We start from the raw sequence: 12,728 nt of genomic DNA, 5'->3' as shown, positions 1-12,728 counted from the left end.
AAATAATTATAAGTAAAGGAGTGATAACTTGAAGCTATCAGAAACAAAAGGCGTATATGATCTCGTTGTAAGTTTAGGCTGTTGGTGTGGTCCTGCCATCTACACAAAAGAGCATCATCTAAGAAAAAATTCATTCCCTTTTGATTGGATACAGTCGCCACATCTTAACATGGTCAATCAGCTACTTAAAAACAAGTTTAAAAATTACATGGAAAAAGATCACATGGAGGAAAAGAATATTACCGCACATTTCGTCCATGAAGGACAAGTCATTTATGAAGAAGGAGGAACCACTCCTGCAAGGGCTCATTTTGTTCATGACCGTCTATATCAAATTGATTCTGTCCACGATTTCCCTATGATTGCCAACCAACAGTGGACAGATCAGTACCCAGCATTCAAACAAAAACTCAACAAACGCATTCAAAACTTTCTCACAAAAATACAAACTAGCAAAAAAACCTTATTCATCCGATATGAATGGGAAATTGCAAAATACGAAGACATTATTGAATTGCAAACGACTCTCTCCAAAATTACCCGCGGCCCCTTCAACCTCATTATCATCCAACAAGTAAATGTACCATTAGAACGACCACTCATTGATGAGGAATGGCCACATGAACGAATCTGCTTCGTTAAAATACCCGTTAACCATCATTATGATAAACAAATATGGAATGAAATCCTTACTGATGTGAGTTTGAGGAAGTAAAGACAGTCGATAATGCACTGTCTTTTTTATTTAGTACTTAGATATCGAAAGGAATTAAGTGTGTAGCTATATTTTGCTCACTGCGTCTCTCATCCCTAGACCAATTGGTTTGATTTTCTTATAAATGATGGTAAATTCCGTTTGTTCGGCTTTCGTGAGTGGTTTTCCTTTAAGTGACGTGCAAATCCAGTTTGCTCAGCTTTCATTGAGGGGTTTTGGTTTGAGTGATTCGCAATTTCATTTTGCTATCCTCTCGTTGGGAAATTTCTGTTTGAGTTACTCGCAAATCAGTTTGTTAACCTCTCGTGAACAGATTCCCTCTTGAGAGACTCGCAATTCCGGTTTGCTTACCTCTCATTAACGGATTACCGTTTGAGGGACTCGCAATTACAGTTTGCTTACCTCTCGTGAACAGATTCCTACTTGAGGGACTTGCAATCACAGTTTGATCACCTCTCATTAACAGGGGTTCCACTTGAGAGACTTGCAATCACAGTTTGCTCACCTCTCCTTTACAGATTTCCTCTTGAGGGACTCGCAATTACAGTTTGCTTACCTCTCGTGAACAGATTCCTACTTGAGGGACTTGCAATCACAGTTTGCTCACCTCTCATTAACAGGGGTTCCACTTGAGGGACTTGCAATCACAGTTTGCTCACCTCTCATTAACAGGGGTTCCACTTGAGAGACTTGCAATCACAGTTTGCTCACCTCTCCTTTACAGATTTCCTCTTGAGGGACTTGCAATCACAGTTTGATCACCTCTCCTTTACAGATTCCCTCTTGAGAGACTCGCAATTACAGTTTGATCACCTCTCCTTTACAGATTCCCTCTTGAGGGACTTGCAATTACAGTTTGATCACCTCTCCTTTACAGATTCCCATTTGAGGGACTCGCAATTACAGTTTGCTTACCTCTCGTGAACAGATTCCTACTTGAGGGACTTGCAATCACAGTTTGCTCACCTCTCATTAACAGGGGTTCCACTTGAGGGACTTGCAATCACAGTTTGCTCACCTCTCCTTTACAGATTCCCTCTTGAGAGACTTGCAATCACAGTTTGCTCACTTCTCGTGAACAGATTCCTACTTGAGGGACTCGCAATTACAGTTTGCTTACCTCTCGTGAACAGATTCCTACTTGAGGGACTCGCAATTACAGTTTGCTCACCTCTCCTTAACAGATTCCCTCTTGAGGGACTCGCAATTACAGTTTGCTCACCTCTCCTTAACAGATTCCCTCTTGAGGGACTCGCAATCACAGTTTGCTCACCTCTCATTTACAGATTCCTTCTTGAGGGACTTGCAATCACAGTTTGCTCACCTCTCCTTTACAGATTCCCTCTTGAGGGACTCGCAATCACAGTTTGCTTACCTCTGGTTAACTCATTTCCGTTTGTATGACTCGTAATTTATGCATACTTGGCTCTCGTTAGCCAATTTCAGCCTGAATGAAGAGCAAAAATTCAACATCTCTGAGGATGGTGCACAAAATTGATTTTTCCCTTTTCTATCTCTCTCCAATTGAGAAGGGCTTAAAGGTGAGATATCCCCTCCTATTCGACGGTGTCTCTTTTTTCCCGTTATCAACATATATTAGTATCCCAAGAGCGACTGTTTTCCTTTTTTCCCGCAGTTCTTAAACCGACTTTGACCGACTAGACAAGAGTTTCTCTCTATTCCTCCTCACTCTTAAACACATCAACATCCATCTTTTTTATGTATAAAAAGAACCTCACACCAAAATGGTATCAGGTTCCGTACTCCTTATTTGTTCAAGAATAACCTGGCAAAGATAAACTGACGAGTTGTGCATCTGCACGCAGGGAGTCTCTTAAGGTTGTTTCCACACAGGCAACTAGTGGAATCGTGATGATAATGATGCCATTTTCGAATTCAAACTCAAGACCTGGGCAGACCTCATCGCATTGCACTTCCGTTTCTGCTCTTCCTGTTCTCGTATTTACTATGATCTTCAAACAAATATCAAAACAACTTTTATGACTACATGCCATTTCCATTCACTCCTTGTGTTTATTGATAGCCTGGTAAAGATAAGCTTGTTAGCTCTGCACTTGCACTTAAATCATCTTTTAATGTCGTCTCCACACACGCTACAAGTGGTAAAGTGATTTGAATGACACCATTTTCAAATTCGAACTCGATACCACCGCAAGCATCATCGCACTCAACGGACGTTTCTGCCCTTCTGTTATTCGTATTTACCACCAATTTTAGACACACATCAAAACAACTTTCATCTTTACAAGCCATTCTTTTTCTCTCCTTTTTTTTGTAAATTCCCTAAATATATCATCGCCTCTAAATGATCACCGACGATGACTGAAGTAGTGGGGGCTAGACATCCTTTTCGATTAGCATAATGAGTATGCGGGCGAAAGCGATTGATTTTATCCACTTCAACATGGTGTACATTTTCGACTACACAATGATTAACAAGTAACTTTACGTAAGCTAATACAGGATTAGCTAGTGACCCAACACCGACTTTTTCAATACTTTTCCTACTCAAGGCATGGGGGACAGCAACAGTGGAACCCACACCTAAATCAGCTCGATTACATGCTACATTTATTGCGTATTTACAGGCAGTAACTAAGTGAAGTGGCCAGTGCTGTTTTAAGCTAGCATTGAGGTCATTTACTGCAACATCAACGCCCCTCTCTACAGCCTGTACAAATGGCTGTAAGTCTTCCATCGCGATGACAAAATCGCCATCAACAAATAACAAAATCTCTCCGGTGGCAAAGTGGGCACCTATCGCTCTACCAGTATCTAAACCTAGTTTTTCAGCAAACTGAATAACCGTTGCCCCTGCATCATATGCATGAACCGCTGTCTGATCATTTGACCCATTCACTACAACGATGATTTCTAACGGACCTAATCGCATACACTCCTCAATTACTGCCTTAATTCGTGCTTGTTCATTTTGAGCTGGGATGATAACTGATAACTGGGATAAGGGATTGTTGGCATGGTCATTTTTTCTAATAGTTGGCTGATGGCCCTGGATAACAGAATCTAGTACATCTAATCTTCTTTCACCATCAGAAAACTTTGATCGGCTATTAGGCGGGAACCTTTGTGTGTAAGCTTGTAAATAATCGTCTATTCTTCTCCTGTCATCTTTCCTATCCCACACTTGATTTTGCAGCTGAAAGATATTACGAATAGGAAGCTGATGTGACAATACATAGCCTTGTTGAACTAATTTCACATGTGCTTCAACAGGATTGCTAAGCGTATCGATACCAATAGTATCTACTGCTTTTCTAGAGAGTCCATAAGGGACGAACACGATTTGGTCTATTTTTAAATCCGAACGATGGATAAAAGCATTGGTTATTTGCGGGAAAATAGTAGAAGGAATGTGGCGGTGTTTTTTTTGAAATTCATAGTCCATATTATTGAGAACAGCGTCCGCGCTATTGTCCATCAGAGGTTGTAAAAATTGCTGGAGCGTTGGTACCGTAATATGTTGGTTGAGATCTAAAAATAACATACATGATCTTGTTGCCTTTTTTGCCCCGATGACATGTGCTTCGTAGACATGTTGCCAAGCATCATTTACTACGAGACGAAACGGATCAACATTTAATAATTTATGGGCAACAAAGATTAGCTCAACATTTGTGATAGATTGATAGGTCTGGATTAACTTACTCACATACTGATTACTCGCATCCCGACTAATAGGAACAATCAAAGATAAACACGAACCATCCAAAAAGCATCGTCTCCTTACATCTTTAAGTGGCATCACCCCCTTACAAGGAATATAGTATCGCTTGTTCATTTCCCTGTTTTTAATACATGCCTCGTATCAATGATATTTTCTACTTTCGATAAAAGTTTATAATCCAAATTACTATGGTCCGTAAGAAGCAGGGTTAATTGATACTTTGATAATGTCTCGTTTGTTAACGGAACAGATTGATAGCTTTTATTTTCAAGAACAACTGTTGGTACATAAGGATCGTGATAGTCTACCTGATAACCTTTTTGCAAGAGTTCGTTAAAAATTGTTAAAGCTGGGGATTCACGGACATCGTTCACATCCCTTTTATACGCTAGGCCAACAACAAGGATTGCCCCGGTCTCCCCTGCTAATTCAGCTTCTACTTTTTTGACGATTTTTTGAGGCATCGTATCATTAATTTCTCTTGCTGCTGCTACGAGCTGACTGCTTAAGCCGTATTGATTGAGCTTCCATTGTAAATATATCGGATCAACAGGGATACAATGTCCACCTATTCCCGGACCAGGCCAATAAGGAGTAAATCCAAATGGCTTTGTCGCAGCTGCCTGCAGGGCTTCATAAAAATCAATGTCTAATCGTTCACATAGCTCGTCCAACTCATTCACTAGTGAAATATTGACTAATCGCTGTGTATTTTCAAATAACTTAGCTAACTCTGCAACTTTCGGCGAGCTTACTGGCACAACTTCAGCAAAATACTTTGCATAAAACTGATCAATTTTCGCAAGAGAGCTCTCTGTTTGACCACTAATTACTTTTGGGATAGAGGCTAACGTATATTGCTTATTTGCAGGATCAATTCTCTCGGGTGAATAACATAAGTAGTAGTCTTCACCAGCTTTAAAGTGATGGCGTGTGAATATAGGCTCAATCACCTCTTCTACTGTTCCCGGATAAGTAGAGCTTTCATAAATAATCGTTTGTCCCGTCTGTAAATATTGGCAAAGATAGTTAGTAACGGCAATCATCGCTCTTAAATCCGGTTCATGATGTTCGTCAATTGGGGTTGGAACTGTGACGATGATATACTCAGCGGCTTTAAGCAAAGCTATAGCTGCATCCGTATGTTTTGGAATGAAATTTAGAACCGCTTGCAGCTCTTCATCTTTTACATCAGGAATATAACTGCTCCCTTGCTGTAATAACTCAATCTTATGAGTATCTTGATCGATGCCCGTTACATGACAGCCCTTTTTTGCTAAGTGGAGAGCCAGTGGGAGACCAACATAGCCGAGACCAATAACAGCAACTCTATCTATTTGACCTTGGAGCATGTCCCATTTTCGATTGCCATCTGTATAACCGCATCTCTGATTGAACGATAGTAAATATGAAAATGCTTCAATGTGGTCACCTAGAATCCGGTCAGTTGATTCGACCCGACCATCGGCTTGCCTGTGATGCTGTTTTCTAATTTTATTTGGCTTGACGACATCGACATAATGAATGGATTCGACTTTAAATCCTTTTAGAATTGCCTTTGCTTGAAATAACGGTGGAGACATTAATGTGAGGATACCAATCTCGTCAATCACTTTCCTGCTCATTGCATGTGGAATAGCAGTGAGAGAATTAACGGTGAGGTCCTCTCTTTTCAGTGCCATATTCAGAAGGTACTTAGCAGCACTCACAGAATGCAACGGATGGGCACGGTCGAGCAATATTTCTAAATCATTTAAAGCAATATCTGCCCCTTCTTCTACAGCATGTATAAAAGGGGTTAAATCTTCTGCTTTGATAACAAAATCACTATCTAAGAACAAACAGATATCTCCTGTACTGTGAAGCGCACCAATCGCTCTTGGAATGTTATGTCCGAGTGCCTGGTCAAACGCAATCACTTTCACACCTGACTTTTCTACCTTTTCCTTTGTTCGTTCATCTGCTCCATTTAACACAACAATGATTTCATCAATGCCTGCCTTCTTTACCTCAGCAATCACTTCAGCAATCGTATCCGGCTCCTTCCCTACAGGAATAATCGCACTATACTTCGCTCGTTTCTCTTCCTTTACCGAAAAGGCTTGTACATATTCCTTAAAAGATTGCCGATTTCGCCTGCCATCGTTTAAACCACCGCGATATCCTCTCTCTTCAATCAGTTGGGCCACTGCACGTAAATGGTCACCAATTATTAAACTTGTTGAAAATGAAAAAGAGGAGCCCGTAATCTTCTGTTGATGTTTCGGTCGAATCTTATTTGTAGCAATCACATCAATGGCTACTGGTGCACTCATCTTTAATTCTTTCATCACAGCTATACTATGAGCTAATGGCGGACAAGCTAAATTCTCCCAACCAATTGTATCAAGCGCTGATTTTTTCATCACATGAGGAACAGCGACTAAGGAATTAACGGATAACTCACCTTTACCTAAAAAATGATTAAGAGAGAACTTTGATACTGCTGTCGGATGTGGTCTAATGGGGCGCTTCATTGTCCAGCTTAAATCATTTAGGGCAATATCAGCCCCATCCTGAATGCCATCAAGCAGTGCTTGTAGCTCCTGTGCTCTAACGACAATATCACCATCAATAAAAAGAAGCGTATCTCCTTTTGCCTCCCTTGCACCAATTGCTCGTCCAATATCCACCCCTAGAGGTTCTTTATAAACAAGCTTTCTACATTCAAATGCTTCCGCTATTTTCTCCGATCCATCTGTTGAACCATTCAAAACAGCGATGATTTCATATGGCTCAATCTTCACTAACTCTTCTAAAACGGCTGACAACGTAGATTCTTCATTCTGAATGGGAATAATAACAGATAGATTCATAACACTTCACTTCTCTCCTTCAGCAAAATTAATAGTCTCCTTTGTGCTAACTATAGCCTTTTCCATCACAAACCCGAGAAAAACACTAAGTAATATCAATATATACAGCTTGGCCAATTTTGTTCTCGGACAAGTATACAATCTATGAAAGATGGTGCGATAGACAGGGTAGATTGGTTTAATTATGGGGGCATTGATCCGATTCGGCACTAAAAAATATATTATTACTATTCGTTAGGAGATGTTAAAGTAGATATATATGTATTTAAGGGGGAGTACAAATTGGAATTCGAGTTGAATTTTATTTGGATTGCCGCCGGTTTAGCATTACTTGGCTATTTCATAGGCAATGGGTTGAAGCAATTTAGTAGTAAAAATGAAGGTAATATGAATCATTTACTTGTGGAGCAAAGCCACCTTCATCTTTACTTTTATTTAAGTGAAGCTGACATGAAGGATCTATTACAGAAGCATCCTCACGCACCAAAAGTCATTCTTAATGGCAAGCATTATTACCATCTACATAAATTTCGCAAGTGGCTTGAATCTGATGATATATATCACTCATGAAGAATTTATTTTGACAGCTTCCATTTATTATGCTAATCTATCTGTAAAATTCAAAATATTATAAATATGTAATTCTCTTATTCAGAGAGGTGGAGGGACTGGCCCGATGAAACCCAGCAACCTTTAACAATTATTTGTTAAAAAGGTGCTAATTCCTGCAAAGTGTAATAGCTTTGGCAAATAAGAGAGGATAAAGACCTCTCTATTTTTAATTAGAGAGGTCTTTTGTATTTTCAAAACTTAATAACAAAGGCAACAGATGCATGATTGCTTAAAAGGGAAGCCCGGTGGAATGCCGGCACGGTCCCGCCACTGTGAAGGAGAGCGACTTATCATTGACCACTATTTCATAATAGAAATGGGAAGGGATAACGAGCGATAATCCGAAGTCAGGAGACCTGTCTGTTGTTTGCACTTAGACTCTACGGATGCATAGAGAGGAGTGATGAATACGTGTTGAGCAAATCAAATGGTCTCAACTCTAGTTAATATTGCGTATGAATCTCTCATTTAATAATAAATAGAGAGATTTTTTGTTGAGAAAATACAATCTAAAGGAGTGTTTAAATTGACTGAAGTAAAAAGCTCAAATGTAGGTTATCCAAGAATTGGCGAGAAGCGGGAGTGGAAGAAAGCTCTAGAACAATTTTGGAGTGGTAAGTTGAATAAAGAGACTTTTCTGCAACAAATGGAAGTCATTCGTTTATCCTCTCTCGAGAAACAAAAACAACTTGGCGTTGATCTCATCCCGGTTGGCGATTTCACACTGTATGATCATGTCCTTGATACAGCTGTGATGTTTGGACTTGTTCCTGAGCGTTTTACATACAGAGGTGGGAAGGTTGATATCGAAACGTATTTTGATATTGCCAGAGGGAACAAAGATGCCGTGGCAGCTGAAATGACCAAATGGTTTAACACAAACTATCACTACATCGTGCCAGAACTCAACAACCTCACGCCAACACTTGCTGAAAACCGGCCACTTGCCTTTTATAAAGAAGGAAAAGAGAAGCTTGAAATCGACGGGAAACCGGTTATCTTGGGCCCGATTACGTTTGTGAAATTATCAAAGGGCTATAAAGAAAGTGAATTCAAATCAATCGTCAATCAATTCGTTCCTCTTTATGCACAAATTTTAAAAGAATTACAGCAAGAAGGTGCCTTGTGGGTACAAATCGATGAACCTATTTTAGCAACTACCCTCACAGAAGAAGACATCTCACTCTATCAAGCAGTTTACCAAACATTACACCAGGCAGCACCACAGATAAATATCATTTTACAAACGTATTTTGAAAGCATCACTCATTTTGAAGCTGTTACCTCATTACCTGTGCAAGCGATCGGCCTTGATTTTGTCCATGATGCAGGTCAAAACCTCGCTTCTTTACAAAAATTCGGCTTCCCAAGTGATAAAGTATTAGCTGCAGGTCTCATCGATGGCCGTAATATCTGGGGCGCCAAACTTGATAATAAGCTCTCTCTTCTAGAAAAAATTACAGCAATTGTTCCGAAAGATCGCTTAATCATCCAGCCTTCATCCAGCTTATTGCATGTACCCGTTACAGTCAAAATTGAAGAAACACTAGATCATACATTAAAGACCGCACTCGCCTTTGCTGATGAAAAATTACAAGAAATCGTAGTGCTAACGAAAGGAATAAGAGAAGGAAAAGAGCAAATCCAAGATGAGATAAACGAGAGACGAACTGCTATCGAGGTGCTAAATCAATCTTCTATTAGAAACAATCAACAAGTACAAACAGCCATTCAAAACTTACCATCATCACTAGCAGAGCGCGAAGCACCTTATTCTGTTCGTCAAGCAACACAAAAAATAGCCTTCCAACTACCACTCCTACCTACAACAACGATTGGAAGCTTCCCACAAACACAGGAAGTGAGAAGAAATCGTTTAAAATGGCGTAAAGGAGAGTTAACTGCTACTGACTATCAAACATATATCAAAACGGAAATTAAAAAGTGGATTGATATTCAAGAAGAGCTAGGCCTTGATGTGTTTGTTCATGGCGAATTCGAGCGCACAGATATGGTCGAATACTTCGGTGAAAAATTAGCCGGATTCCAATTCACAAAATTCGGTTGGGTGCAGTCTTATGGCTCTCGTTGTGTCAAACCACCACTCATTTATGGAGATGTCTCATTTGAACAGCCAATGACAGTTGCAGAAACAGTCTATGCCCAGTCCTTAACAGATCACCCGGTAAAAGGTATGCTCACTGGTCCGATTACGATTTTAAACTGGTCATTTGTCCGCGACGATATCCCTCGTTACGAAGTCGCAAACCAAATTGCCCTTGCCCTTCGAGAAGAAGTAGAAGCACTAGAAGCAAATGGTATCCGGATGATTCAAGTAGACGAACCAGCCATTCGTGAAGGATTACCACTCAAACAAGAGAAGTGGGAAGATTATCTGAACGCTGCTGTTTATGCTTTTAGACTAGCCACCACTTCTGTCAGAAATGAAACACAAATTCATACGCATATGTGCTACTCCGATTTCGAAGACATTATCTCAAGCATTCAAGCACTCGACGCTGATGTCATCTCCATTGAAACATCAAGAAGCCACGGCGAACTCATTCACTCATTTGAAGAAAGCACCTACGAACAAGGTATCGGCTTAGGTGTATATGACATTCACAGCCCTCGGGTGCCACAACTCGACGAACTAACGAAAAACATCGACCGTGCCTTACAAGTACTAGACCCACAACTTTTCTGGATTAACCCTGACTGCGGCCTCAAAACAAGAGGCATGGACGAAACCGTCGCAGCCCTAACAGTCATGGTGCAAGCTGCCAAACTCTCGCGGGAAAAATTACTTGTAAAAAAAGGCGAATAAACAAACAGAAATCCGAACGATTATACATTCGTTCGGATTTCCTCGTTTAATAGTACAGTGTTTAGTTTCTTATCCATCTTCTTCTGATAAGAACCATGGTTAAATCTCTTTTCGTTAAATTCACCAATCACATTCCGTACCCGGACATTATGGATGATTAAGTTGCGATAAATCTCATTCTGCAAATAAGCATTAAACCAACTATAATCCTTTAACTTCCGCAGATTATTCGTCACATCTGCTTGCGTGACTTGTGTAATAAAAGGGGCGAAAGAAATAATACTTATCATATTTAGGAACAGCTTTTTCATAGTGGGTGCATCCTCTCTTATTTATTCACATTACTGTTGGTTGGGTATTTGTACCTTTTCGTTTACCAAATCAGAGATGATACTACGTCAAAACCAGTTCACATCCGCACTCAAAAAACGAGCACCACTAAAATCAAAACGACGAGGAGAAGCTCTAGACCATTTGCGGCCTCATCTTGCTTATTTTCATTAATTTTCTTCCGATATAACCTTTGTATCTTTCATTTGTAATTGTTATTCATACGAGTACCCCTTTTATCCTAATATTTATCAATCGTTACCCCTAAAACAGATGCCCTAATGATACTTATATCTCTAAACCTTTCCAACTCCTCTGGTGTGCCGCTTATCATGGCTCCACTAATTAGCGTTTCTGATTCATCGTTATAATAAGGATCGTCTTCTGAAACACCATATCCATAAGCGTTATCACCATTCAACACATGATGCAGGTCAGGATCTCCTTCTGTTGGTTTCGGTGTGTGCTCATTAACCCATAACCAGTCGATATTCTCCACACCCATGATATTACCCAATTCTTTAAGAGTCATCGGTTCATCAAATGATATTGCTACTTCTACTAATGTGTTTTTGTCGAGTCCTACAGCTATATCAATTTCCTGAGGTAAATAACTGTAGTTGATTCGAGGGTAATAAAAATCAACAATACGCTCATTATTCATTTGGTTGTACCGAACAACCCTTTTAGTTTCTTCATCTACCTTATTTCCTTCAGTTAAACCGCTCTCTCGACTAACAAGCTTTATTCTACCTATCGCTGGATATTCATTTGTCTCTTTATTCCAAACAAATTGTCTTCCTCCAATTTCCTTAAAATAGACCGTCTCACCAATGGCGCTAAAGAGATTATAATGAAAGGTAGTATTATGGCTGATAATACCTGCTCCTTTCGACCAACTGTTTAAATCCTCATCCATACCACTTTCTATTTTTTTATTGATAAGATATTGAACACCACTAAAAACTAAGAAGATTAAAATAAGAACGGATATCGTAGAAATTAAAAAATATAAACCAAATTGCTTCCATCTTGCCTTTCTTACTGAACGCCGGAATAGTGAATCACTAATAAAATCCATTTCATCCTTTTTATGATTCGTCATCACGTGCCTCCTCCAAACACTTCAATAATTTCTTTCGAGCGCGGTATAAATTAATCTTCACAGCGCCAATGCTTATCCCCAAAATGATAGCTATCTCCTCATATGTGAAATTTGATTGATATTTTAATAGTAGAATCTCTGCATAAAAAGGTTTTAACTGATTGAGTATACTAGACAATTCTCTCGCACGTTCTTTTGAGATAACTAGCGCCTCGGGGGTTTCCGTACTTTCCGGCTCACCACTATGTTCATCTAAATTAAAGTGGTATTTCTTATTTTTGCGACATTGGTCATAATGGTAATTCAATGCCACACGAATTAACCAACTTCGTACCTTTGATGAACGAATCGTGTCAGATAATTTGATATACTTAAGCGCTGTTTCTTGCACAGCATCTTGAGCATCTATGTGGGGTACCCCTTTTTTTAATAAATATTTATAAACAATATTTAACTCTCTATTCAAGACATCGATATTCAACGCTTCTCTCATATCCCTCCTCCTATGCTTATAAGACGAAACAGATAGTAGTAATGTTAACAAAATTCTAAAATTAATATTAATATCTAGCATAATA

At 39.5% G+C, this 12,728-nt stretch carries 10 protein-coding genes, 1 pseudogene and 2 riboswitches; of the genes and pseudogenes, 3 read left to right on the top strand and 8 right to left on the bottom strand.

The genetic code is table 11. The annotated features are described in order from the left end of the window. Positions 1-28: 28 nt before the first annotated feature. Entirely contained in the window at positions 29-715 is a 687-nt protein-coding gene (locus tag MKX67_RS01315; protein ID WP_322910241.1) for a DUF1796 family putative cysteine peptidase, read from the top strand. 1,775 nt (positions 716-2,490) lie between these two features. Here the strand turns inward: MKX67_RS01315 and MKX67_RS01310 are convergent. The 5 genes and pseudogenes from MKX67_RS01310 to MKX67_RS01290 all read right to left on the bottom strand — a co-directional run. Beyond that, entirely contained in the window at positions 2,491-2,730 is a 240-nt protein-coding gene (locus MKX67_RS01310) for a hypothetical protein (RefSeq protein ID WP_095371028.1), read from the bottom strand. Between the two features lie 19 nt (positions 2,731-2,749). Continuing rightward, positions 2,750-2,989: a hypothetical protein gene (locus MKX67_RS01305; RefSeq protein WP_095371029.1), complete on the bottom strand. Its 240-nt coding sequence runs from the start codon at positions 2,987-2,989 to the stop codon at positions 2,750-2,752. Next, the gene (locus tag MKX67_RS01300) at positions 2,979-4,466 is read right to left on the bottom strand and encodes a glycosyltransferase (RefSeq protein ID WP_307315779.1); all 1,488 of its coding nucleotides are present in this window, start codon (positions 4,464-4,466) and stop codon (positions 2,979-2,981) included. Before MKX67_RS01300 ends, MKX67_RS01305 begins: the two co-directional genes overlap by 11 nt. A 65-nt stretch (positions 4,467-4,531) precedes the next feature. After that, positions 4,532-5,773, bottom strand: a complete 1,242-nt coding sequence (locus MKX67_RS01295; RefSeq protein ID WP_322910328.1) for a nucleotide sugar dehydrogenase — start codon at positions 5,771-5,773, stop codon at positions 4,532-4,534. Positions 5,774-6,235: 462 nt separating this feature from the next. Next, positions 6,236-7,276, bottom strand: a pseudogene (locus MKX67_RS01290) (glycosyltransferase family 2 protein); the annotation flags it as partial. Between the two features lie 282 nt (positions 7,277-7,558). Between MKX67_RS01290 and MKX67_RS01285 the strand changes: the two are divergent. Next, entirely contained in the window at positions 7,559-7,846 is a 288-nt protein-coding gene (locus MKX67_RS01285) for a DNA-binding protein (RefSeq protein WP_322910240.1), read from the top strand. Between the two features lie 74 nt (positions 7,847-7,920). Further along, positions 7,921-8,033: riboswitch (SAM riboswitch) on the top strand. Positions 8,034-8,086: 53 nt separating this feature from the next. Further along, positions 8,087-8,267, top strand: a riboswitch (cobalamin riboswitch). 147 nt (positions 8,268-8,414) lie between these two features. Beyond that, positions 8,415-10,715 (top strand): 5-methyltetrahydropteroyltriglutamate--homocysteine S-methyltransferase, encoded by a 2,301-nt coding sequence (metE, locus tag MKX67_RS01280; RefSeq protein ID WP_322910239.1) that lies wholly within the window; start codon positions 8,415-8,417, stop codon positions 10,713-10,715. A 20-nt stretch (positions 10,716-10,735) separates the two neighbouring features. Here metE and MKX67_RS01275 read toward each other — a convergent pair whose 3' ends face one another. From MKX67_RS01275 to MKX67_RS01265, 3 genes are all read right to left on the bottom strand, one after another. Then, entirely contained in the window at positions 10,736-11,026 is a 291-nt protein-coding gene (locus MKX67_RS01275) for a hypothetical protein (RefSeq protein WP_095371033.1), read from the bottom strand. A gap of 260 nt (positions 11,027-11,286) precedes the next feature. Further along, entirely contained in the window at positions 11,287-12,150 is an 864-nt protein-coding gene (locus tag MKX67_RS01270) for an anti sigma factor C-terminal domain-containing protein (protein WP_095371034.1), read from the bottom strand. Next, positions 12,137-12,643 carry a sigma-70 family RNA polymerase sigma factor gene (locus MKX67_RS01265; protein ID WP_095371035.1) on the bottom strand — a complete coding sequence of 169 codons (507 nt, stop codon included), beginning with the start codon at positions 12,641-12,643 and terminating at the stop codon, positions 12,137-12,139. The genes MKX67_RS01270 and MKX67_RS01265 overlap by 14 nt, the downstream gene beginning before the upstream one ends. Positions 12,644-12,728: the final 85 nt, after the last annotated feature.

This window comes from Cytobacillus sp. FSL W7-1323, from assembly GCF_038595015.1.
Classification (GTDB): domain Bacteria; phylum Bacillota; class Bacilli; order Bacillales; family Cytobacillaceae; genus Cytobacillus; species Cytobacillus kochii.
This window is presented reverse-complemented; position numbering and strand designations above follow the sequence as displayed.